This is a genomic window from Tatumella sp. UBA2305, from assembly GCF_002345795.1.
GTDB lineage: Bacteria > Pseudomonadota > Gammaproteobacteria > Enterobacterales > Enterobacteriaceae > Tatumella > Tatumella morbirosei.
In genome coordinates this window covers 66,680-89,955 of record NZ_DDVT01000018.1, presented here as the reverse complement: position 1 = coordinate 89,955, position 23,276 = coordinate 66,680, and the positions used below count along the sequence as shown (strand labels likewise).

Below are 23,276 nucleotides of genomic sequence, written 5' to 3'. Positions count from 1 at the left end.
GAAAATTAACGATGGATTCGCAACGCAATCTTTTTTTCATCGCTTTTCTGTTCGTGTCTTTTATGATCTGGCAAGCCTGGCAAACGGACCACAATCCACAGCCACAGCAAACCCAGACCACACAGAATACGAACAGCACCGCAGGTGATGCCGCAAACCAGGGCGTTCCGGCCAGTGGTCAGGGCAAAACGATTACTGTTAAAACAGACGTATTGTCTGTTGAAATTAACACCCGTGGTGGCGATGTAGAACAGGCACAGTTACTCACTTACCCTGATAAGCTGGGTTCTACCCGTCCTTTCCAGTTGCTGGAAACCTCTCCTGATTTTCTGTATCAGGCACAAAGTGGTTTAACCGGCCGTAATGGACCAGACAACCCAGCGAATGGTGCGCGTCCTCTGTATACCACCCCTCAGGACAGCTATCAGCTTGCGGATGGTCAGACTGAACTGCGTGTACCTCTGACCTGGACCGGTGAGAACGGTGTGGTATATACCAAAACGTTTGTCTTCAAGCGTGGCGGCTACGCTGTCGACGTCGACTATCATGTGGATAACAAATCAGCCCAGCCGCTGGAAGTTTCCATGTTTGGTCAGTTGAAACAAACCATCACGTTGCCAAAATCCCGTGATACCGGTAGCAATAACTTCGCACTGCATACTTTCCGTGGTGCAGCGTACTCCACCAGCAATGAAAAGTATGAGAAATATAAGTTTGATACCATTGCTGAAAATGAGAACCTGAACGTTAATACCGATAATGGCTGGGTTGCCATGTTGCAACAGTATTTTGCTACCGCCTGGGTTCCACGGACTTCCGGCAGCAACACACTGTATACCAGTAACCTGGGTAACGGTCTGGCGGCAGTTGGCTATAAATCTTCTCCGGTCACTATTGCTGCCGGTGCAGAACAGAATCTGAACGCCACGCTGTGGGTCGGTCCGGAAATTCAGGACCAGATGGCCGCAGTCTCTCCTCACCTGGATTTGACCGTGGATTATGGATGGTTGTGGTTCATCTCTCAGCCATTGTTCAAACTGCTGAAGTTTATCCACAGCTTTATCGGTAACTGGGGCTTCTCCATTATCGTAATTACCTTTATTGTCCGCGGAATCATGTACCCGCTGACTCGTGCGCAATACACCTCAATGGCTAAAATGCGCATGCTGCAACCAAAAATCCAGGCCATGCGCGAGCGTATGGGCGAGGATAAGCAGCGTATGAGTCAGGAGATGATGGCGCTGTACAAAGAAGAGAAAGTTAACCCACTTGGGGGCTGTCTGCCACTGGTAATCCAGATGCCAATCTTCCTGGCTCTGTATTACATGCTGATGGGCTCTGTTGAACTGCGTCATGCGCCGTTTATCCTGTGGATTCACGATTTGTCTGCGCAAGACCCGTACTACATTCTGCCAATTCTGATGGGCGTCACTATGTTCTTCATCCAGAAGATGTCGCCTACTACCGTTGCTGACCCAATGCAGCAGAAGATCATGACCTTCATGCCGGTTATTTTTACAGTCTTCTTCCTGTGGTTCCCGTCAGGTCTGGTGCTGTATTATATCGTGAGTAACCTGGTCACCATTATTCAGCAACAGCTGATTTACCGTGGTCTGGAAAAACGCGGATTGCACAGTCGTAAGAAAAAAGCCTGATAACTTTTCATGCAGCAACACTACTGCGTGATTTGTGAATATCACTCAGGATATGATAAGGCGGTCTAAAGACCGCCTTTTTTTATTGGTAAAGAGAGAACAGCTATGAGCCACAGCGATACTATCGTCGCCCAGGCAACTCCGCCTGGGCGCGGCGGAGTAGGTATACTCCGGATTTCCGGTCCGAAAGCGGCAGAGGTCGCACAACAGATTTTAGGTAAACTGCCGAAAGCACGTTACGCCGACTACCTGCCGTTTAAAGATGCTGAGGGTACGGTGCTTGATCAGGGCATTGCGCTATGGTTCCCTGGCCCGAACTCTTTTACCGGTGAGGATGTGCTGGAACTACAGGGACACGGTGGCCCGGTCATTCTCGACTTACTGTTAAAACGGATCGTCGCATTACCGGGTCTGCGTATTGCAAAACCCGGAGAGTTCTCCGAGCGTGCTTTTCTGAACGATAAACTGGACCTGGCTCAGGCCGAAGCCATTGCCGATCTGATAGATGCCAGCTCAGAACAAGCAGCGCGCTCTGCCGTTAACTCCTTACAGGGTGTTTTTTCAGATAGGGTTAATCATCTGGTTGAAGCGCTCACCCATCTGCGCATATATGTCGAAGCAGCCATAGACTTTCCGGATGAAGAGATCGATTTCCTGTCCGATGGCAAGATTGAAGCGCAGTTACAACAGGTAATGCAGGATTTAGATAACGTACGCAGTGAAGCCCGTCAGGGCAGCCTGTTACGCGAAGGCATGAAAGTGGTGATTGCCGGTCGTCCCAATGCCGGGAAATCCAGCCTGCTCAATGCTCTGGCTGGCAGAGAAGCGGCTATTGTCACAGACATTGCCGGGACTACCCGCGATGTTCTGCGCGAACATATCCATCTCGATGGAATGCCATTGCATATTATCGATACCGCAGGATTGCGTGAATCCAGTGATGAGGTAGAGAGGATTGGGATTGAACGTGCCTGGCAGGAAATAGCCAAGGCTGATCACGTACTATTTATGGTAGATGGCACCACCACCACTGCTACCGATCCTCTACAGATCTGGCCGGATTTTGTTGCGCGCTTGCCGCCTGCCCTGCCAGTCACAGTAATTCGTAACAAAGCGGATATTACCGGAGAGACCCTCGGTGCTGAGCAGACTGGCGAACATATGCTCATCCGATTATCAGCCCGAACCGGTGCGGGGATTGACCTGCTTCGCAACCATTTAAAACAGAGCATGGGTTTTTCGGGGAATATTGAAGGCGGTTTTATTGCCCGCCGTCGCCATCTTGAAGCCCTGGAAGCCGCAGGTTCTCACCTTGTTCAGGGACAATACCAACTGGTAGGTGCCCGGGCCGGGGAACTGCTTGCAGAAGAGTTACGTCTGGCACAGCAGGCTCTGAGCGAAATTACTGGCGAGTTTACCGCCGATGATCTGCTGGGACGCATTTTTTCCAGTTTCTGCATCGGGAAGTAACCAGTAAACATCACAGATCAGTTAGCCAACGCCCGATCTGACAACCAGCGATGATGACCGCGATATGCTACGGTCATCGTTAACCTGCAGTGTATCAGCGGCTACTGCCATTACCGGACACTGCCTCGGCACCTACCGACATCAGAGCACCGGCATTAAGTAATCCTCCCACTGCCTGCGCGAGGTCTGCTGGCATCGCCACCACTTTTGCATTATCACTCTTCGACAATTCACTGAGTGTCATCACGTAGTTGTTAGCCAGCTGGAAGGACATTGCCTGATGACCGCCGGCAACGTTCAGTGCCGCAGCAAGCTGCTCTGTCGCTTTTTTCTGACCACTGGCCAGTGTTTCTATAGCTTCGGCTTCACGACGCGAAGCCTCCAGTTTAGCCTCAGCATCTAAAATCATTGCCTGCTTTTTCCCTTCCGCTTCGCGGATAGCCGCATTTTTATTACCTTCGGCCCGGGTTTCTGTCGCTTTACGTTCCCGCTCAGCCGCAGCCTGTTGCTCCATAGATTTACGCATCGAGTCAGACGGAGTAATATCCTGAATATCAACCGTTCTCAGGATCAGTCCCCAGTCATTCATCTGCTCTTCCATATTGGCTCGCAGAGTAATTGCCAACTGATCACGATTCGACAGCGTATCATCCAGGTTCATCCCACCGACAGCATTACGGATGGTCGTCATCACCAGGTTTTGTACCGCAGCACTGTAACTGTCTACACCGTAAGCAGCTTTATTCGGATCCGCAATCCTGATAAAGCAGATAGCATTGACTCCGACGGTAGCATTATCTTTGGTGATCCCTTCTATCCCTTTGACTTCAAATAACTGGTCTTTGGCCGACATTTTATAAGCCACAACATCAATAAACGGGATCAGAATATTCAGTCCGGGATTCAGTGTACTGTGATATTTGCCTAATCGTTCCACAATCCATTGGTCGGCCTGAGGAACAATCCTCACACATTTGAAAAAGCTGATTGCCAGTAAAATAATAATTAACGCTAATGCCATAAGTCCTGGTGACATGATTTCCTCCTTAAAAAAATCTGAATAATTAAACGGCTTCGACTTTCACGATATCATCGCTAATCACCGCCACAACCTTAACCCGCGCCTGTCTGGCTAACGGCTGATCACTGAGACAAGGCCACTCCTGACGCCCCTGCACCGGTTTACTCAGTAACAGGACACTGGTTTGGGGAGGTGTCAGGGCTGACGCCAGTACTCCCTGCTGGCCAATTAGAGGCTCCACTATCCAGGGTTCAGGTTTACTGCGTATCCAGCGAACCCAAATCCAGGCACAGATCAGTGATGCCACAACCCATATCAGTAGTTGGCCCGCTATCGGGAATGACGGCAGAATAAAGACCAGCATTGCCGGGACCAGAGCAGCTATCGCCATCCATAGCCCAAAAAAAGTCACGGTGAAAATCTCAATCAATGCAAAAATTGCGGCAATCGCAATCCAGAACCAAAATACTCCGGTTATTTCCATCGGGGCTCCTTTGTCCGGCCACTCAGGCCAGTTAACTTTCCTGTTGTTTTCCGGTATTGATCCACAGAAGATCCTGCGGGTACAAAAATCACACATCATACAGAATCAATAACATATTCCGGCAGAATAAAACACCAGCAATCCATACGGAAATTAGCAATCAGCAAGGGAAAATTCTGCAGACTTTGGCGGAGCACCGCAGTCTGCGTAGTCTGAGAGATTCAGGTTAATTCAATGACCCGATCGGCGGAGGCGATAGTTGAGGGGCGATGGGCGATAAAAATACGGGTGATTTTCAGTTGCCGGATAGAAGCGTTGACACGGGCTTCGTTATCCAGGTCCAGATGGCTGGTCGCCTCATCAAGAAATAACAGCGAAGGCCGACGATATAATGCCCTGGCGATCAGTAAACGCTGTTTTTGTCCACCGGACAGACTCCCACCCAGTTCAGATACCAGAGTTTCATACCCCATTGGCATCTGCATGATTTCCTCATGAATGTGGCTGTTTTTAGCACAGGCAATCACCCATTGGATATCTTTGTCTGCACTGAAACTGGCAATATTTTCTGCAATTGAACCAGCGAACAATTTATCCTCCTGCAGAACACAGGCAATCACATCCCGGTAGTTATTAATTCCCACCCCATTGATATCAATGCCATTACACCGGATTATCCCATGTTCCGCTGACAACAGCCCACTCATCACCTTCATCAGTGTGGTTTTTCCGGCTCCGGATGGCCCCGTAATGGCCACACTTTCTCCCGCCGCAACTGAGAAACTGACATCGGTCAGTACCGGGCGGCTAAGTTTGTCGTACTGATAACTCAGACCCTGCACATCCAGGTCTGCTGCTTCATCAGGCTGACAAAGGCGCCTGGCCGGGTGAAAATCTTCAGCCTCATGCAGTACAATATCGGCGATCCTGTCATTGTGCAGTGCCAGCATCCGTAGCTGCAATAACATATCGATCAGCGAAGATGCCCGTTCAGAGAACTGGCCGCGGTAGGCATTAAAAGCGACAAACATACCAACAGTCATCTGACCATCAATGACCATCGAAGCGCCAAGCCACAAAATAGCCACCTGGTCCAGCGTGGCAATCAGCGAACTCACCCCGCCAAATAACATATCCAGACGATTCATCCTGATACCGGCATTCGTCGTATCAATATTCAGATTCAGCCAGTATTGGGACCGGGTACCTGACAGACCTAACACTTTGAGGGTGCTAATTCCGTACAGCGTCTCCATGAAATGAGAGCTGGATCGTGCACCTTTGACTATATGTTCTTCCTGCGCCTGGCGATAACGCTGATAGGTCGCGAGCCGCAGAACCATATACAACAATGTGAACCCCAGAACAACAAATGTCAGCCAGCCCCCGTACAGGAACATCATAATCATTACACTGAGAGAAACGATCACATCAATGATGCCATTCACCAGACTACTGGTCAGGGTATTGCGGATAGTATCGAGCGATGCGAAGCGTGACTGTATATCACCAGCTTTCCGTTTTTCAAAATAAATCAGAGGAAGGCGTAGCAAGTGATCCATCAGTCCGGTTTTCCATTGGATATCAATCAGTGACTGCATGACCAGAGAACTCCAGGCACGCAGCATGCTGATAAAGGTGCGGAACAGGATGAAAGTCAATAACCCGAGGCATATCAGGCTAAGCAAATCATGGTCCCGCGCAATCAGCACATGGTCCATCACTAGTTGTGTCCCAATGGGGATCAGTATGTTAACGGCTTCAATCACCAGCGAAAGGCAAAAGATTTTCGCCAGAAATCCGGTGAGTCCGGAAATATTTTTCATCATCGACCATAGGCTCACCCCGGACCTGGCTTTCATGGGAGTAAACTCATTCCCCGGCCAGATTTCCAGCGCGACTCCGGTAAAATGTTCTGACATCTCCCGCATTCCCACGACTCTGCGGCCTAGAGCAGGGTCATGAATAATAAAACGCGATCGCCGGACCGCCACCAATACCACAAAATGATTCATATCCCAGTGCAGAAGGGCTGGTCTTTTCAGTTGACATAATTCATCCAGATCCAGCGACAATGGACGCGTATTCATCGCCAGTTGCCCGGCAATATGGATGAGTGTATTGAGTGTGGCTCCGTGAGAGGATATGCCAAAGCGACGTCGCAAATTCAGGAGATCAATATCCATTCCAAAATACCGGCAGACCATGACCAGGCAGGCCAGTCCGCATTCTGCGGCCTCGGTCTGTAATATGGCAGGAACTTTGCGCCACAGGCTGAAACTTATCCGCCGGTTGATATTTTGCAAAAATTCATTGGTCATCGACAGGTCCTTTCAGGCTGCGGCGGATATCGTAGTAAGGAGATAGTATCCATTGATACAACGGTCGTTTTTCGAGAAACAACGTGGTTTTAGCCTTCATTCCATTAGACCAGCTGAGCGTCTTATCAGGGTGAGTTAAGCTATCGCGGTCCAATGCCACCAGCGTCTTATAATATGCCTGACCGGGCGCTGCGGGGTTTGCCGGGGCAATACTGCTGTACATCGATAACTCTTTTATGCTGGCTGGGATTTGCGATACCGACTGAATATGTCCGGGGAACTGCCCAAATTTCTCATACGGATAAGCCTCATAGCGCAGGTTAACCTTATCCCCTGAGGAAACGTAAGGAACACTACTGCCAGGCAACCATAGCACCAACTGAAAATCGGGTTTTCCTCCTGGCATAAGCTGAGCCAGGCTGTCTCCCGGGCTGACCATTTGTCCCTCGGTATACACCATATTTTCAACATTTCCGTCTTCAGGCGCGGTAATAATCAATGTTCCGCTGGCGTTAACTTCAGCCAGTTGGCGTTGTAGTTCGCTACGTTTAACCGCATATTCCGCATACTGATTATCGAAATCTGCCGATTTAGTCGCAATTTCGGTTTCGATATTAATGAGTTGCAGACTTTCCTGAATCAGCTGAGTGTTCAGACTCTGCCATGACGACTGCTGTTGATAGAACAAATAGCGCTGATTGTTAAACTGCTCTTTATTGATAAGCCCTCGCCGCAGGTAATCATCGTAATTCCCCATACTATTTTGCATATCCTTCAGTCCACGACTGGCACTGCTGACTAATTTCTGTGATTGAGCATAGGCTTCACGGTACCGGGTTAATTGTTGACGAAGGCTGTTGAGCGAGGCTTGCTTATTTTGCGCGATTTTTTCCATAATCTGGCTGGTCAGGAAAAGCTGCTGATTAATTGCTTCCGCCCCACGCTGACTCACTTTACCGTTACTGGTGGTCCGGCCGACATCAATTTCATAAATAGGATCATCTTTTTTTACCCGTTGACCAGCCTGTAAAAAAGCCCGGGTAATCAATCCTTGTTGTGGTGAAAACAGAGTAATCGCTTGCTGGCGTGAGATAATTTCACCATCAACTTCAATTCTGCGGGTATATTGTCCAAAAATGATACCGGTGAGGATAAGAAAAAAAAACAGTGCAGATAACACACCTACCAGCCATGAAGGATACCCTGAAACCAGTAATGCCTTACCCAGCCACTTTATTTTTTGATTTTCTAATACTTCCTTTCTGAAAATTGAACGTCCTTCCATGTTTTTCAGCCATCACATTTAAATATTAACAGGTTGCAATGATAAATATCGTTATTAAAACAAACCAAATATAAAAAAGGGTGCTGAGAAAGACAGCACCCTTGTGATTAAGGCTAATTATGCTTTATCGAAGAAGAATTTGTATGAAGCGGTGATAGCCCCATAAACAGATTCAACCACCAGTCCGATACTGTTACCCAGCGCAGTAGCATTTGCTACGGCATTTTTCATTCCAAAGAAATTCAACGCTGTTCCCAACGTTCCTCCAACAGTCCCCAGTGAATCTGCAATTTTGCCAGCACCAGATACGGTTTGCACTTCAGTTTGTGTTAATACTTTCATCAATAGTTCCTTTTATGAAAAATCCCTGGGTAAAACAAAGAATGCCCATCATGGTATATTATTTACCCACAAGAGCAGTCAGGTACAAATATACATTGCAACTTTCTATTTTCAATACTCTGATACACGCTACCCCCGACAAAATAAATAAAAATAGCGCATTAAATATTCCAAAAAATCCAAAATAAAACCTGACAAAACGTAAAAAAACAGTGTAATCAACAGATAAGGAGTATACTCAAAAATAATTATCAGCTAAGTACTTTCCTGTTAAATACAAATTCTTCTGAAATTATCAGAATAATTCAATGAAGGGTGTTTACAGTAAAATGGTTTAAGTCTGTAAGTACGAGGATAGTTTGTGATTAAGCAGACAGAACAGTTCCTGCTCTGCCTGCTCACTTAATTATCCTATTGCACCCAGAGCATCATCTTCACCCTGATGGCGTGGAAGTAAAAACAGGGTGGCAATTATATCCAGTAAATAGATAGAGGCGAGTAGCGTGATTGCCGCGGTAAACGACCATTCAGTCGCCAGCATACCGATCACTAACGGACCAAATCCTCCCACTCCCCGACCGAGGTTAAATAACACATTTTGTGCCGTAGCCCGGGAAGCCACCGGGAAGGTATCGGAAATCAGTGCACCATAACCTCCAATCATCCCATTCACAAACAGCCCCATTACCGCTCCGGCTAATAACATCATTACGGGGTCAGTTAACTGCGCGTAGACAATCACCATCACAACCGCCCCCAGCTGATAAATAATAAAAATTTTCCAACGAGCAAAACGGTCAGCGAGCACACCAAACAACCCAATACCCACAGTCATTCCAATCACCGTCACTGCGGTCCATATTCCGGATTTAGTCAGACTAAAACCGAAGGATGAAGCAAGATAGCTGGGCATCCAGATCATCAGGCCGTAGTAACCAAAATTTTGCACCGAACATAAAATAAAGATCCCTAAACTGGCTTTAGTCGTCGTACTGTCTTTACATAACAGTTTCAGGCGTGAGGCAAAAGAAAGCTGCTGTTCAGTTTCCGGCTGGCGGATAAAAGACTCTGGTTCACTGAGACCATGCCGGATAGCAAAGGAAATTAATGCAGGTATCAGACCCACCAGGAACATACCTCGCCAGCCGATAATATTGAGTAATAACGGGGTAATAAATGCGGCCAGCAGTACACCGGCCTGCCAGCCAATACCGACCCAGGCAGAAGCACGATTACGCTTACTGGCTGGCCAGACCTCAGCAATTAACGCCATGCCGATGCCAAATTCACCACCCAGCCCGACACCGGCCAGAGTCCGGTAAACCAGCAGGTCTGTATATCCCTGTGCAACGGCACACAATCCGGTAAACAGTGAAAACATTAAAATGGTCAGTGTCAGCACCCTGACCCGGCCATACCGGTCACTCAGATGCCCAAAAATAATACCGCCGATCACTGCACCAATCAGTGTCCAGGTTACCAGTGAGCCTGCCTGCGAGTGATCGAGTGATAATGAAATACTAATGGCCGGCAGCATAAAGCCGAGTATGAGTAAATCGAAACCATCCATAGCATAGCCACTCACCGCCGCCAGCATCGCTTTTGCCGGGGTGACTGTTTTTTTGTTTTGCACGTGCCTGCTCCTTGATTTGTCGGAAGACTACCCTCTGACAAAGTATAAAAAGAGCGGCGCTAACAATCCACGGTTATCCGGGCAGGCAGGAGGAACTTTCAGTCTGCCACCCGAAGCAACGGCAGACTGAGAGTGGGAGGTTATTCCGGGGTTGCGTCTTCGGCAGGTTCGTCACCGGCCAGCAGCTTATCCAGCTGATCTCCGCCCAGGTGACGGAAGTCCTGACCTTTGACAAAGTAAAAAATGATCTCACAAATGTTCTGGCAACGATCACCGATCCTTTCGATCGCGCGGGCACAGAACAACGCTGTCAGCACACTCGGGATAGTACGTGGATCTTCCATCATATAAGTCATCAACTGACGGACAATCCCTTCATACTCTTTATCCACTTTCTTATCTTCACGATAGATCTGTACTGCCGCCTCCAGATCCATTCGGGTAAAAGCGTCAAGCACATCATGTAGCATCTGCACCGCATGACGCCCCAGAGACTCAAGGCTTACCAATAATGGCTGATGTTTCTGACCAAACTTTTCCAGGGCTGTACGGCTGATTTTTTCTGCCACATCCCCGATACGCTCAAGCTCAGAAATGGTTTTGATAATGGCCATCACCATCCGGAGATCACTGGCCGTCGGCTGGCGTTTTGCAATAATACGGACGCAATCTTCATCAATATCCACTTCCATCATATTGACTTTATGATCATCGTCTATAACCCGTTGAGCCAGGTCTGAGTCCATATTCTGCATAGCATTGATGGCATCGGTGAGCTGTTGTTCCACCAGACCACCCATAATCATGACCTGAGTACGGATATGCTCCAGCTCAGCATTAAACTGACCGGAGATATGTTTATTTAAATTAAGACTGTCCATCATGTTCTCCAGTATCGCGACCGCACTGGCAGCGAAAAGGGGTGGCAAAATTTAGCGCCGCAGGATGCAGGCTAAACATCAGCCATAGCGGCCGGTAATATAATCTTCGGTTTGTTTGCGTGCAGGTTTAGTAAACAAGGTGTCGGTGTCACTGAACTCAATCAGTTCGCCCAGATACATAAACGCGGTGTGATCAGAACAACGTGCCGCCTGTTGCATGTTATGAGTCACAATCACCACGGTGTAATCCTGTTTCAGCTCGCTGATCAGTTCTTCAATCCGTCCGGTAGAAATGGGATCCAGTGCGGAACAAGGTTCGTCCAGCAGCAGCACTTCCGGACGGATAGCAATACCACGGGCAATACACAATCGCTGCTGTTGGCCACCCGATAAGCTGTACCCACTCTGATTGAGTTTATCTTTGGTCTCGGTCCACAGAGCAGCTTTGGTCAGTGCCCACTGAACACGCTCATCCATTTCAGCCCGCGAAAGTTTTTCAAATAAGCGAACACCGAAGGCAATATTGTCGTAAATCGACATCGGGAACGGTGTTGGCTTTTGAAACACCATGCCAACCCTGGCACGCAGCAATGCGATATCCTGGATATCGAGAATATTATCGCCATCCAGCAGGATTTGACCTTCTGCACGCTGTTCAGGATAGAGCTGGAACATCTTGTTAAACGTACGCAGCAGAGTCGATTTACCGCAGCCTGAGGGACCGATAAAGGCTGTCACCTGATTACGGGCAATATCGAGATTAATGTTTTTAAGCGCGTGGAATTTATTGTAGTAAAAATTCAGATCACGGACCTGGATTTTAGCCGGTGCTGCATTAAGGTTTGCCATACTCATTGTTCGTCTCTCTTATTCCGGCGTCGCCAGTAGCCACGCCGCAAAAATTAGTTTTTACGCTTAGTAAAAATGACCCGCGCCAGGATATTCAGCAGCAATACGCAGAGGGTAATAATCAGCACCCCTGCCCAGGCCAGGCTCTGCCATTGAGAAAACGGACTCATGGCAAACTTATAAATGGTCACCGGCAGGTTAGCCAGCGGCTGCATCATGTCGGTGCTCCAGAACTGATTCGATAACGCCGTAAACAGTAAGGGTGCCGTTTCACCGGCAATACGGGCAATCGCCAGAAGAACCCCGGTAATGATGCCGGACACTGAAGCCTTCAGCGTAATCACCAGAATCATCTTCCACTTGGGGGTACCTAATGCATAGGCCGCTTCGCGCATCGTATCCGGTACCAGTTTCAGCATGTTTTCGGTAGTACGGATAACAATTGGAATTTGCAGCAGTGCCAGTGCCAGTGCACCTGCCCACCCGGAGAAGTGATGCATAAAAGCGACCACCAGGGTGTAGACAAACAAGCCTATGACAATCGATGGCGCTGATAGCAGAATGTCGTTAATGAAACGAATCACTTCCGCCAGCAGAGACTTGCGGCCATATTCCGCCAGGTAAATACCCGCCATAATTCCCAGCGGAGTTCCCACCAGTGTTGACCAGATAATCAGTAAGCCGCTTCCCGCCAGGGCATTTGCCAGTCCGCCACCGTCCATATTCGGCGGTGGAGTCATCTGAGTAAACAGGTCTATGTTTAAACCACCGATCCCCCGTGAGATGGTAGTCCAAAGGATCCACACCAGCCAGAACAGGCCAAAGGCCATCGTCAGCAGTGATAAAAAGATGGCTATCTTATTTTTAATGCCACGTCTGGCCTGCATTTTTCGCCGTGAAGCCTGCAGATCAGCACTGCTTTTGAGATCCATCTGAGTCATTAGCGGGCTCCCTCATTTTTGGCTAAACGCAAAATCATCAGCTTGGAAATGGCCAATACCACAAAAGTAATAAAGAACAGGATCAGGCCAAGTTCCATCAACGCTGCAATATGTAATCCGGATTCCGCTTCAGCAAATTCGTTAGCCAGTGCTGACGTAATACTGTTTCCCGGCATATACAACGACGGGCTGTCGAGCTGGTAGGTATTCCCGATGATAAAGGTCACGGCCATGGTTTCACCCAGGGCACGACCCAGCCCTAACATGACACCACCTATCACGCCATTACGGGTAAATGGCAGTACGACATTCCAGATCACCTCCCAGGTGGTGCATCCCAAACCATAGGCTGATTCTTTCATCATCACCGGGGTTTGTTCGAAAACATCACGCATTACCGAAGCAATATAGGGAATGATCATGATGGCCAGAATAAGTCCGGCCGCCAGAATCCCGATACCAAACGCCGGGCCGGAAAACAGCTGGCCAATAATCGGTACATTAGAAAGCAGATCGCCTACCGGGGTCTGGAAATATTCGGCAAATAATGGAGCGAAAACAAATAATCCCCACATACCGTAAACAATACTGGGGATAGCCGCCAGCAGCTCAATGGCTGTACCTAACGGGCGCCGCAGCCAGCCGGGAGAAAGTTCAGTCAGAAATAACGCGATACCGAAGCTGACAGGCACCGCAATAAGTAAAGCGATGATCGACGTCACCACAGTTCCGTAAATCGGCACCAAAGCCCCGAACTGCTCATTTGGCGCATCCCAGGTTTTATTCCACAGGAACGAGAAACCGAATTTTTGAATACTTGGCCAGGAAGAAATAATCAGGGAAACAATAATTCCGCCCAGCAGCAACAACACTACCAGCGCAGAGATTTTCACCAATGCGCTGAAAATGATATCGCCCTGTTTTCCCGGGGCTTTGAATGTCGGCTTTATTTCCGCCATAAGAGTCTCTGTCTTCACGATTAACAGGGCGGCATCAGCCGCCCGGGGGATACGCAGATTTTACGGAGTATATGCTTACTGATACAGGGCTTTGCCGTTACTGTCTGTGATATTCGCTTTCCATGCTGAACGAATCTGAGTTACGACAGACTCTGGCAGCGCAGCGTAATCCAGGCTTTCGGCTGTTTTGCCACCATTTTTATAGGCCCAGTCAAAGAATTTCAGCACTGCAGCACCTTTGGCGGCATCAGCCTGTTTTTTGTAGACCAGGATAAAGGTGGTTGAAGAAATTGGCCAGGCATCATCACCTTTCTGATAAGTCAGGTCCTGAGCAAAGCTCTGCTGCCAGTCGGCACCTTTGGCTGAGTTACTGAAGCTCTTCTCTGAAGGCAGAATCGATTTACCATCTGCATCCACCAGTTTGGTGTAAGTCAGGTTGTTCTGCTTAGCATAGGCATATTCAACATAACCGATGGAACCAGGCAGACGTTGTACGAATGCTGCAACGCCGTCATTTCCTTTACCGCCCAGACCGGTAGGCCAGTTAACCGTGTTGCCTTTACCAATTTTGCTTTTCCACTCGTCATTCACTTTTGACAGGTAGCTGGTAAACACAAAAGATGTTCCTGAACCATCCGCACGACGCACCACATTAATGTTAGTGGAAGGTAGTTTGATACCTGGGTTCAGTTTCTCGATAGCCGGGTCATTCCATTTTTTGATATTACCCAGATAGATATCACCGACAGTCTTTCCGTCCAGGGTTAGTTCACCGGATTTCACCCCTGGCAGGTTAATCGCCAGAACCACACCACCAATCACGGTTGGGAACTGGAACAGACCATTTTTTTCCAGGTCTGCATCGCTCAGAGGTGCATCAGAAGCACCAAAATCAACGGTTTTAGCAATGATCTGTTTCACACCACCGGAAGAACCGATACCCTGGTAGTTCACCTGGCTACCGTCGGTTTTCTGGTAATCCGCGGCCCAACGGGCATAAACCGGGGCCGGGAATGTACCGCCAGCTCCGGTCAGATTTGTTGCTGCAAAAGCAGAAACAGTACCTACAGCCATTGTTGCTGCCAGTACGCGGGCTACCGTATTACGCATCAGTGTCATATTCCCTCCGGGGGAGTTAATCTCAGGCTCAGTGCCATTTTTAAATGAGTTCGTCTTGCTGCACGAGGCAAAATAGGACAGTTTGGTGACATTAATATGTACGATATATGACAGTTTTATGACAACCAAAAACCTCTCATCAGACTACCGGTTAACAGGGTCTGAACAGTTCTCTTCATTAAGCGACAGCTTTGCAGGCAGGATACACCGATAGCACTTTTTGCAACTATACTAATAGTAACGATTGTTACTATGTCTTCAATACAGCGATAACGAATTGAACTCTCAGGCATTTTAGTCGCTATTTTGTAAAGACTCCACTGAATGGTTGCAAAGGGAATTGCCAGGAGGGGCAGCCGCAAGGCTGCCTTTTTTGCTTTCAGTGCGGCAAAATTTCTGCCGCCACCGGGGTTTCTGACAGCTTTTCAGGTACCGGCTCTGTCCGGCTGTTTACCGACGGTGGCGGTATTCCCTGCTCCGCAAGGAAAGTTATTAATGCCTGCGTTTGTGGGTCCGTGCCAATAGTCACAATTTTCTGCGCCATTCCCCTGCCAATACCAGGTATTTTGAGCCAGTCTGACAGAGATGCGGACGAAAGTGCCTGCCAGTGCCGCCATGACAACTCTTCTGCAGCACGTTCCGGTAACGGCAGCCCAAGACTAAGCCACCAGTGTCTGACCGGTAAGCGTTTCGCCCTCTGGAATTGCTCAATCATTTGCTGCGCTGTTTCGTCACTGAATCCGGCCTGCCCTGCCAGTCCGGAAGCCGTAAACTCCAGCCAGGAAAACAGATGCGTGAAATTCCCGGTAAGCATTAACTGTTGCCAGCGGGAGCGTTGTATTCCCCGAAATCCAAAGACCTTACGGTGACTGAGCCACACCAGTCGTGCTAAAAATTGCTCGTGGCACTGCCTGGATACAAACATACAACTGAGTGAATCATATTTCCTGCTGTCGGGAAAAGACGGGTAAAAGCGTTCGGCCACCCGCCAGATAACCCGGCTGATGACCGGAATGCCCTGTCCTGCCAGGCGGATTTCCACCTCATCTCCGCTAACAATATCCAGTTGCTTCCAGCGCGCAGGCGATCCGAGGCTGATATGCGCCACCCGTTTATCATCCAGCAACAGTGGTTCCACATCCATGATGACCGTTATTTTCCCGGTACGCCCTGTTGCAAAACGTATCCCGGTCACCCGACTACTTTTTTCCGGCGGCGGATACTTCCAGGCGACAGACCAACGGTTTTTACCGGGCAACCACTCTTGCGGTGCCGCAGGCAGACTGTGGACCACTACCCCATCGCTGGCAAATGGAAGCGCTTCATTAAACCAGCGCTCACGCCATTCCGCGACCTGTTGTACATTGTTGACCGGCTGGCTCCAGCGGGCGGTAAGTGGAAACCCCCAGCGATTCAGTTGCTCCAGTCTGGCGGAAATTGAAGGCGGTCCTGCCGGCCAGGCCCAGATGAAAATGCCGGGAAACTCCTCAGGCCGAAGAGGCCCCTGCCTGCGCATCAGACCTGCGATTCTGGCACGATCATTGCGCCCTCCCTGTACCTTTTGAATATGGTGCTGTCGTGGCATAAACAGTTCACCCTGTAACACCACTTCGCTTTCTGATGTGGCGATATGCTGAGGAATGGCCGTTACTGAAGCAGCTTTCACCAACCAGTCCTCCCCCTGCCTGCCGTCGCCCCGACTGGTCACTGCCGCCAGCTTCCCATGACGATACACCAGAGTCACTGCCACGCCGTCAATTTTGGGTTGTACCCAGAGATCTGTTTTCCCGGACATCCATCCTGCCAGTGTGGCCTGGTCCGGCATTTTTCTGACCCCGGTATGGGCGACCGGATGTGGCTGGCGTCCTGAAGTCCTCCAGCGCTCCGGCTCCGGGACTGCCGGTAAGGAAAAACAGCCTTGCCACTCAGCCAAACGCCGGCGTAACTGATCATAGTCGGAATCACTGACCCGGGAAATTCCTTGCCGGTAATAGGCGTCATCCCAGCTCTGTAATTGTTGTGTCAACTGACGGGTTTCCTGGCGGGCCTGACCGATACTCCATGCCGGACACTCAGCCAGACCTGCCAGTGGATAGCTCATTAGAACAACTGCACTGAGTTTCTGCCACATCGGCCACCTCCTGAGAGGCACCCATCGTGTTATGGCTGGTACATCGGTACCATCAGTGATGTTGTTTTATCGGGAATTCATCGGAAAATAGTGGGGATATTACCTGGAACGACCAGACTATTTGCGAACAGCGCTGAAAGAAATATCTGGCTAATTGCATGCAAACGCTGCGCCAGTGCCACAGGGCGTGTATAATAGACAGGATATTGTCCCCGCTCTTTACTCAATTCAAGATAATCATGGCCCAAGGTACACTGTTTATTGTTTCCGCCCCTAGCGGTGCGGGTAAATCCAGCCTGATTCAGGCGCTGTTAAAAACACAGCCCCTGTATGACACTCAGGTCTCTGTTTCCCATACCACCAGGGATATGCGTCCTGGCGAGGTTCAGGGTGATCACTATTTTTTCATCTCTAAGGATGAGTTTCGCGCCATGATCGCTGACGGAGCCTTTCTGGAGTATGCTGAGGTGTTCGGGAATTATTACGGCACGTCCCGTAAAGCAATCGAGCAGGTATTATCTACCGGGGTAGATGTGTTTCTGGATATCGACTGGCAAGGAGCACAGCAAATCCGCCAACACATGCCCACTGCACGGTCAATTTTTGTCCTGCCGCCATCAAAAGATGAATTAGATCGTCGTCTGAGAGGCCGTGGTCAGGACAGCGAACAAGTTATCGAAAAACGTATGGCAAAAGCGGTAGATGAAATGAGTCATTATGCAGAGTACGATTATCTGATTGTTAATGACGATTTTGATCTGGCGCTATCGGATCTGAAAACCATCATTCGTGCAGAACGTCTGCGAATGGGGCGTCAGAAAGCCCGTCATGATGCATTAATCAGCAAATTATTGGCACACTGAAGCAGCTTTCAGTATTATGCCCAGTCATTTCCTCATCTGTGGAGTAGCACACTTATGGCACGCGTAACCGTTCAGGACGCAGTAGAAAAAGTTGGAAACCGTTTTGACCTGGTACTGGTCGCTGCACGTCGTGCGCGTCAGATGCAGGTGGGTGGTAAAGATGCCCTGGTTCCGGAAGAGAACGACAAACCTACCGTTATCGCATTACGTGAAATCGAAGAAGGTTTGATCACCAGCCAGATTCTGGATGTCCGTGATCGTCAGGAACAGCATGAGCAGGAAGCAGCCGAACTTCAGGCCGTCACCGCCATTGCTGAAGGTCGTCGTTAATCTGACTGTGCAGGCCGCCCTTGTATCTGTTTGAAAGCCTCAATCAACTGATTGAAAAATATCTGCCTGAAGACCAAATAAAACGTCTCAGGCAGGCTTACCTTGTTGCTCGTGATGCTCATGAGGGCCAGACCCGTTCCAGCGGTGAACCTTATATTACGCATCCGGTTGCTGTTGCCTGTATCCTGGCAGAAATGAAACTCGACCATGAAACACTGATGGCCGCGTTACTACATGATGTTATTGAAGATACTCCGGCAACCTTTCAGGATATGGAACAGCTGTTTGGTACCAGTGTCGCAGAGCTGGTCGAAGGTGTATCCAAACTGGATAAACTGAAATTCCGTGACAAGAAAGAAGCTCAGGCAGAAAACTTCCGCAAGATGATTATGGCCATGGTGCAGGACATCAGGGTTATTTTGATCAAGCTGGCAGACCGGACACATAATATGCGAACCCTGGGTTCGTTGCGTCCGGACAAACGGCGGCGCATCGCCTTAGAAACGCTTGAGATTTACAGCCCGTTAGCCCACAGGCTAGGGATCCATCATCTGAAAACCGAGCTGGAAGAGCTTGGTTTTGAGGCGTTGTATCCGAATCGTTTCCGCGTCATTAAAGAAGTGGTGAAAGCTGCACGCGGCAACCGTAAAGAGATGATTCAGAAAATCCTGGCCGAAATTGACGGCCGGCTACAGGAAGCCGGTATTAACTGCCGCGTCAGTGGCCGCGAGAAACATCTCTACTCGATTTATCAGAAAATGCATCTTAAAGAGCAGCGTTTTCATTCTATTATGGATATCTATGCCTTTCGCGTGATAGTGAAAGATGTGGACACCTGTTACCGTGTACTGGGACAGATGCACAGTCTGTATAAACCTCGTCCGGGTCGCGTCAAAGATTATATCGCCATTCCCAAAGCTAACGGCTATCAATCACTGCATACCTCTATGATTGGCCCGCACGGTGTGCCGGTAGAAGTACAGATTCGTACCGAAGATATGGATCAGATGGCAGAGATGGGTGTGGCAGCACACTGGGCATATAAACAGCAAGGCGAAAGTGGCTCCACCACAGCTCAGGTCCGCGCGCAACGCTGGCTACAGAGCCTGCTGGAACTACAGCAAAGCGCCGGAAACTCGTTTGAATTTATCGAAAGCGTTAAATCAGATCTGTTCCCTGACGAAATTTATGTGTTTACCCCGGAAGGTCGCATCGTGGAGCTGCCCGCAGGAGCCACTCCGGTCGATTTCGCCTATGCCGTGCATACCGATATCGGCCACGCGTGCGTCGGTGCGCGGGTAGACCGCCAACCCTATCCGCTGTCACAATCACTGACCAGCGGTCAGACGGTAGAAATTATCACCGCCCCGGGTGCCCGACCGAATGCGGCATGGCTAAATTTTGTCGTCAGTTCGAAAGCCCGCGCTAAAATTCGCCAGTTACTGAAAAACCTGAAACGCGAAGAGTCCGTCAGTCTGGGCCGCCGACTATTGAGTCATGCGCTGGGGGGCAGTAAAAAGCTGGCCGAAGTTCCGCAGGAAAATATCCGACAGGAACTGGAGAGGATGAAACTGGCCAGTCTGGACGATCTGCTGGCAGAAATTGGTCTGGGTAACGCCATGAGTGTGGTGGTGGCTAAAAATCTGCTCCCGGGAGAAGCCCCGGAAGCCATGCCGCAGGCATCGTCCAAAAAGCATAAATTGCCGATCAAAGGCGCTGACGGAGTCCTGATTACCTTCGCTAAATGTTGTCGTCCTATCCCTGGTGACCCTATTGTGGCCCACGTGAGTCCGGGTAAAGGGCTGGTAGTGCATCACGACTCCTGCCGAAATATTCGTGGCTACCAGAAAGAGGCCGAGAAATTTATGCCGGTCGAATGGGATGACAGCGGTGTCACTCAGGATTTTGTGACCGAAATTAAAGTCGATATGTTGAATCATCAGGGAGCCCTGGCTAATCTGACCGCGGCAATCAATGCCAGCCAGTCAAATATTCAGAGCCTGAATACCGAGGAACGTGACGGACGGGTCTACAGCGCCTATATGCGTCTCACGGTCCGCGACCGTATACATCTGGCAGATATTATGCGGAAAATCCGTGTCATGCCGGATGTTATAAAAGTACACCGGAATCGTAATTAGAGGCATGAATAACCAACGTTTTTCACGGATCTCGGAAATGCTGGCTCGCCGCCAGCACGACCTGACAGTCTGCATGGAGCAGGTGCACAAACCTCACAATGTTTCGGCAGTGATACGCACAGCAGATGCGGTGGGCATTCATCATGTTCATGCGGTATGGCCCGGCGACCGGATGCGGACAATGGTATCGTCATCGGCCGGCAGTAACAGCTGGGTGAAAGTGATCACTCATCGCACCATCGGGGATGCAGTAAATACTGTCAAAGCCCGGGGAATGCAGGTGCTGGCCACGCATCTGTCCGACAAAGCCATTGATTTCCGTGAGATTGATTATACCCGCCCAACCTGCATTCTGATGGGTCAGGAAAAAACCGGAATTACCCGCGAAGCTCTGGCGCTGGCCGATCAGGATATTATTATCCCGATGCTCGGCATGGTGCAGTCTCTGAACGTGTCGGTCGCTTCAGCACTTATCCTGTATGAAGCACAGCGACAGCGACAGAATGCCGGCATGTACCAGCGAGAGCACTGCCTGCTGGATGAAGAAGAACAACAACGGCTGTTGTTTGAAGGTGGTTATCCGGTGCTGGCGCGGGTGGCGAAACAAAAACGTTTGCCCTATCCTCACATTAATCGTGACGGAGAAATTGAAGCAACTGATGACTGGTGGTCCGCTATGCAAGCCACCGAACGTAGCCGAAAACAGAAACTATGAAAGGCCGCCTGCTCGACGCCATCCCGCTGAATACCCTGACCGGCGTCGGCGCCAGCCAGGCGGCTAAACTCGCCAAACTGGGCCTGCATACTTTGCAGGACCTGCTGCTGCATCTGCCGGTGCGTTATGAAGACCGCACCCGCCTCTATCGGATTAATGATTTGCTGCCCGGTATTTATGCCACAGTCGAAGGTGAAGTATTGTCCACTGAGGTTACGTTTGGCAGACGGCGGATGCTGGTGTGTCAGATCAGTGATGGCAGCGGAATTGTTACCCTGCGATTTTTCAACTTCAATGCCGGCATGAAGAATAATCTGTCGACCGGCAGTCATGTGGTCGCTTACGGTGAAATCAAACGCGGCCAGCGCGGTGCCGAGATTATCCATCCGGAGTACCGGATCACTGGTCAGCAAAATGCCACTGAATTGCAGGATACCCTGACACCCGTCTATCCGACGACCGAAGGGATACGCCAGGCTACGCTGCGTAAACTGACCGATCAGGCACTAGAGCTGCTGGAAAATTGTCCGGTGAGTGAGCTGTTGCCGCCGGAACTCAACAGCGGGATGATGCCACTGCCTGCGGCATTAAAAATTCTTCATCGCCCACCTCCGGAAATGGAACTCGCCGATCTGGAGCATGGAAAACATCCCGCTCAGCAACGGCTGATTACCGAAGAACTGTTAGCCCATAATTTGAGTATGCTTGCAGTTCGTGCCGGTGCTCAGCGTCACCATGCGCTGTCAATCCCTCCCCACCGCCCGCTAACTCAACGTTTTCTTGCCTCATTGCCTTTCAGCCCAACAGGTGCCCAGCAACGTGTTGTCAAAGAGATTGAGCAGGACTTATCCCACGATTATCCGATGCTGCGGCTGGTCCAGGGTGATGTGGGCTCAGGGAAAACCCTGGTGGCTGCGCTGACAGCGCTGAATGTGATTGCCAGTGGTCATCAGGTTGCTCTGATGGCGCCGACAGAACTACTGGCAGAGCAGCATGCCACTAATTTCCGACACTGGCTGGCCCCGCTCGGAATTGAGGCTGGCTGGCTGGCAGGTAAACAAAAAGGAAAAGCACGGCAGGTACAACAGGAAGCGATTGCTTCCGGCGAAGTGCAGATGATTGTCGGAACTCATGCTCTGTTCCAGGAACAAGTGAAATTTCATTCGCTGGCATTGGTGATCATCGATGAACAACACCGGTTCGGGGTACATCAGCGTCTGGCGTTACGCGAGAAAGGCGAGCAACAGGGGTTCCATCCCCATCAGCTGATTATGACAGCTACGCCCATCCCACGTACCCTGGCAATGACAGCTTACGCCGATCTGGATACCTCAACCATTGATGAACTCCCCCCCGGGCGCACACCAGTAACCACGGTGGCCATTCCTGATACCCGGCGGGAAGAGATTATTCGTCGTGTGGAACAGGCTTGTCAGCAGGGACGTCAGGCATACTGGGTATGTACCCTGATTGAGGAGTCTGATCAACTGGAGGCCCAGGCAGCAGAAGCGACCTGTCAGGAGCTACAACTGGCACTGCCTGATATGAAAATTGGCCTGGTCCATGGCCGAATGAAACCTGCAGAAAAACAGACCGTGATGCAGCAGTTTAAAGAAAATCAACTGCAGTTGCTGGTCGCCACAACGGTAATTGAAGTCGGGGTAGATGTTCCTAATGCCAGCCTGATGATTATTGAAAACCCTGAACGACTGGGGCTGGCTCAGTTGCACCAGCTGCGTGGGCGTGTTGGCCGGGGAGCAGTCGCATCCCACTGCGTATTGTTATACAAAGCCCCCCTTAGCCATACTGCCCAAAAACGGCTGCAGGTGTTGCGTGACAGTAATGATGGTTTTGTCATCGCCCAGCAAGACCTGGAAATTCGTGGGCCGGGCGAACTGCTTGGTACCCGGCAAACCGGAAATGCCGAATTTAAAGTTGCTGATTTATTGCGTGATCAGGCAATGATCCCCGGGGTACAGCGCATTGCCCGGCATCTTCACCAGAAATACCCGCAGCAGGCTGCCGCGCTGATTGACCGCTGGCTCCCGGCGACCGAACGCTTTACCAATGTCTGACAGGATTCACTCAAAAGTGAGTGTCTGCTGATAACCAGTGCCATTCAGATGATTTCTGATT

At 49.9% G+C, this 23,276-nt stretch carries 19 protein-coding genes; 7 read left to right on the top strand and 12 right to left on the bottom strand.

Going from position 1 to position 23,276, the window contains the following annotated elements:
- The first annotated feature begins 11 nt into the window (after window positions 1–11).
- A complete protein-coding gene (yidC, locus tag B3Z23_RS11355; protein WP_294909549.1) occupies window positions 12–1,655 on the top strand; it encodes a membrane protein insertase YidC in 1,644 nt (547 codons plus the stop codon).
- Window positions 1,656–1,760: 105 nt separating this feature from the next.
- The gene (mnmE, locus tag B3Z23_RS11350) at window positions 1,761–3,125 is read left to right on the top strand and encodes a tRNA uridine-5-carboxymethylaminomethyl(34) synthesis GTPase MnmE (protein ID WP_294909547.1); all 1,365 of its coding nucleotides are present in this window, start codon (window positions 1,761–1,763) and stop codon (window positions 3,123–3,125) included.
- Window positions 3,126–3,219: 94 nt separating this feature from the next.
- Here the strand turns inward: mnmE and B3Z23_RS11345 are convergent, their stop codons facing one another.
- The 12 genes from B3Z23_RS11345 to ligB all read right to left on the bottom strand — a co-directional run bounded on the left by B3Z23_RS11345 (window position 3,220) and on the right by ligB (window position 17,091).
- Window positions 3,220–4,161: an SPFH domain-containing protein gene (locus B3Z23_RS11345; RefSeq protein ID WP_294909545.1), complete on the bottom strand. Its 942-nt coding sequence runs from the start codon at window positions 4,159–4,161 to the stop codon at window positions 3,220–3,222.
- Between the two features lie 28 nt (window positions 4,162–4,189).
- Window positions 4,190–4,630, bottom strand: coding sequence for an NfeD family protein (locus B3Z23_RS11340; protein WP_294909543.1), 441 nt, complete (start codon window positions 4,628–4,630; stop codon window positions 4,190–4,192).
- A gap of 221 nt (window positions 4,631–4,851) precedes the next feature.
- The gene (locus B3Z23_RS11335) at window positions 4,852–6,951 is read right to left on the bottom strand and encodes a peptidase domain-containing ABC transporter (RefSeq protein WP_294909542.1); all 2,100 of its coding nucleotides are present in this window, start codon (window positions 6,949–6,951) and stop codon (window positions 4,852–4,854) included.
- A complete protein-coding gene (locus B3Z23_RS11330; protein ID WP_294909540.1) occupies window positions 6,941–8,236 on the bottom strand; it encodes an HlyD family secretion protein in 1,296 nt (431 codons plus the stop codon). The genes B3Z23_RS11335 and B3Z23_RS11330 overlap by 11 nt, the downstream gene beginning before the upstream one ends.
- Before the next feature lie 117 nt (window positions 8,237–8,353).
- Window positions 8,354–8,578, bottom strand: coding sequence for a hypothetical protein (locus B3Z23_RS11325; protein WP_294909538.1), 225 nt, complete (start codon window positions 8,576–8,578; stop codon window positions 8,354–8,356).
- A 406-nt stretch (window positions 8,579–8,984) separates the two neighbouring features.
- A complete protein-coding gene (locus tag B3Z23_RS11320) occupies window positions 8,985–10,175 on the bottom strand; it encodes an MFS transporter (protein WP_294910245.1) in 1,191 nt (396 codons plus the stop codon).
- A 176-nt stretch (window positions 10,176–10,351) separates the two neighbouring features.
- Window positions 10,352–11,092, bottom strand: coding sequence for a phosphate signaling complex protein PhoU (gene phoU / locus B3Z23_RS11315; RefSeq protein WP_294910244.1), 741 nt, complete (start codon window positions 11,090–11,092; stop codon window positions 10,352–10,354).
- A gap of 78 nt (window positions 11,093–11,170) precedes the next feature.
- Window positions 11,171–11,941 carry a phosphate ABC transporter ATP-binding protein PstB gene (gene pstB / locus B3Z23_RS11310; RefSeq protein WP_038016709.1) on the bottom strand — a complete coding sequence of 257 codons (771 nt, stop codon included), beginning with the start codon at window positions 11,939–11,941 and terminating at the stop codon, window positions 11,171–11,173.
- A 53-nt stretch (window positions 11,942–11,994) separates the two neighbouring features.
- A complete protein-coding gene (pstA, locus tag B3Z23_RS11305) occupies window positions 11,995–12,882 on the bottom strand; it encodes a phosphate ABC transporter permease PstA (protein ID WP_294909536.1) in 888 nt (295 codons plus the stop codon).
- Window positions 12,882–13,841 (bottom strand): phosphate ABC transporter permease PstC, encoded by a 960-nt coding sequence (gene pstC, locus B3Z23_RS11300; protein WP_294909534.1) that lies wholly within the window; start codon window positions 13,839–13,841, stop codon window positions 12,882–12,884. Before pstC ends, pstA begins: the two co-directional genes overlap by 1 nt.
- Window positions 13,842–13,916: 75 nt before the next feature.
- Window positions 13,917–14,960, bottom strand: a complete 1,044-nt coding sequence (gene pstS / locus B3Z23_RS11295) for a phosphate ABC transporter substrate-binding protein PstS (protein WP_294909532.1) — start codon at window positions 14,958–14,960, stop codon at window positions 13,917–13,919.
- A 379-nt stretch (window positions 14,961–15,339) separates the two neighbouring features.
- Entirely contained in the window at window positions 15,340–17,091 is a 1,752-nt protein-coding gene (ligB, locus tag B3Z23_RS11290) for an NAD-dependent DNA ligase LigB (protein WP_294909530.1), read from the bottom strand.
- Between the two features lie 239 nt (window positions 17,092–17,330).
- Between ligB and gmk the strand changes: the two genes are divergently transcribed.
- From gmk to recG, 5 genes are read left to right on the top strand one after another with little or no spacing between them, the layout of a single operon-like run.
- Window positions 17,331–17,954 carry a guanylate kinase gene (gene gmk, locus B3Z23_RS11285; protein WP_038016349.1) on the top strand — a complete coding sequence of 208 codons (624 nt, stop codon included), beginning with the start codon at window positions 17,331–17,333 and terminating at the stop codon, window positions 17,952–17,954.
- 54 nt (window positions 17,955–18,008) lie between these two features.
- Entirely contained in the window at window positions 18,009–18,284 is a 276-nt protein-coding gene (gene rpoZ / locus B3Z23_RS11280) for a DNA-directed RNA polymerase subunit omega (protein ID WP_038016347.1), read from the top strand.
- 20 nt (window positions 18,285–18,304) lie between these two features.
- Window positions 18,305–20,425 (top strand): bifunctional GTP diphosphokinase/guanosine-3',5'-bis pyrophosphate 3'-pyrophosphohydrolase, encoded by a 2,121-nt coding sequence (spoT, locus tag B3Z23_RS11275; protein WP_294909526.1) that lies wholly within the window; start codon window positions 18,305–18,307, stop codon window positions 20,423–20,425.
- A 4-nt stretch (window positions 20,426–20,429) separates the two neighbouring features.
- Entirely contained in the window at window positions 20,430–21,140 is a 711-nt protein-coding gene (gene trmH / locus B3Z23_RS11270; RefSeq protein ID WP_294909524.1) for a tRNA (guanosine(18)-2'-O)-methyltransferase TrmH, read from the top strand.
- Window positions 21,137–23,215 carry an ATP-dependent DNA helicase RecG gene (recG, locus tag B3Z23_RS11265; RefSeq protein ID WP_294909522.1) on the top strand — a complete coding sequence of 693 codons (2,079 nt, stop codon included), beginning with the start codon at window positions 21,137–21,139 and terminating at the stop codon, window positions 23,213–23,215. The genes trmH and recG overlap by 4 nt, the downstream gene beginning before the upstream one ends.
- The last annotated feature ends 61 nt before the right edge of the window (window positions 23,216–23,276 follow it).

Coding starts and splice junctions, on each gene's coding strand:
- yidC (WP_294909549.1), top strand. CDS start 12: ATGGATTCGCAACGCAATCTTTTTTTCATCGCTTTTCTGTTCGTGTCT.
- mnmE (WP_294909547.1), top strand. CDS start 1,761: ATGAGCCACAGCGATACTATCGTCGCCCAGGCAACTCCGCCTGGGCGC.
- B3Z23_RS11345 (WP_294909545.1), bottom strand. CDS start 4,161: ATGTCACCAGGACTTATGGCATTAGCGTTAATTATTATTTTACTGGCA.
- B3Z23_RS11340 (WP_294909543.1), bottom strand. CDS start 4,630: ATGGAAATAACCGGAGTATTTTGGTTCTGGATTGCGATTGCCGCAATT.
- B3Z23_RS11335 (WP_294909542.1), bottom strand. CDS start 6,951: ATGACCAATGAATTTTTGCAAAATATCAACCGGCGGATAAGTTTCAGC.
- B3Z23_RS11330 (WP_294909540.1), bottom strand. CDS start 8,236: ATGGAAGGACGTTCAATTTTCAGAAAGGAAGTATTAGAAAATCAAAAA.
- B3Z23_RS11325 (WP_294909538.1), bottom strand. CDS start 8,578: ATGAAAGTATTAACACAAACTGAAGTGCAAACCGTATCTGGTGCTGGC.
- B3Z23_RS11320 (WP_294910245.1), bottom strand. CDS start 10,175: ATGCTGGCGGCGGTGAGTGGCTATGCTATGGATGGTTTCGATTTACTC.
- phoU (WP_294910244.1), bottom strand. CDS start 11,092: ATGGACAGTCTTAATTTAAATAAACATATCTCCGGTCAGTTTAATGCT.
- pstB (WP_038016709.1), bottom strand. CDS start 11,941: ATGGCAAACCTTAATGCAGCACCGGCTAAAATCCAGGTCCGTGATCTG.
- pstA (WP_294909536.1), bottom strand. CDS start 12,882: ATGACTCAGATGGATCTCAAAAGCAGTGCTGATCTGCAGGCTTCACGG.
- pstC (WP_294909534.1), bottom strand. CDS start 13,841: ATGGCGGAAATAAAGCCGACATTCAAAGCCCCGGGAAAACAGGGCGAT.
- pstS (WP_294909532.1), bottom strand. CDS start 14,960: ATGACACTGATGCGTAATACGGTAGCCCGCGTACTGGCAGCAACAATG.
- ligB (WP_294909530.1), bottom strand. CDS start 17,091: ATGTGGCAGAAACTCAGTGCAGTTGTTCTAATGAGCTATCCACTGGCA.
- gmk (WP_038016349.1), top strand. CDS start 17,331: ATGGCCCAAGGTACACTGTTTATTGTTTCCGCCCCTAGCGGTGCGGGT.
- rpoZ (WP_038016347.1), top strand. CDS start 18,009: ATGGCACGCGTAACCGTTCAGGACGCAGTAGAAAAAGTTGGAAACCGT.
- trmH (WP_294909524.1), top strand. CDS start 20,430: ATGAATAACCAACGTTTTTCACGGATCTCGGAAATGCTGGCTCGCCGC.
- recG (WP_294909522.1), top strand. CDS start 21,137: ATGAAAGGCCGCCTGCTCGACGCCATCCCGCTGAATACCCTGACCGGC.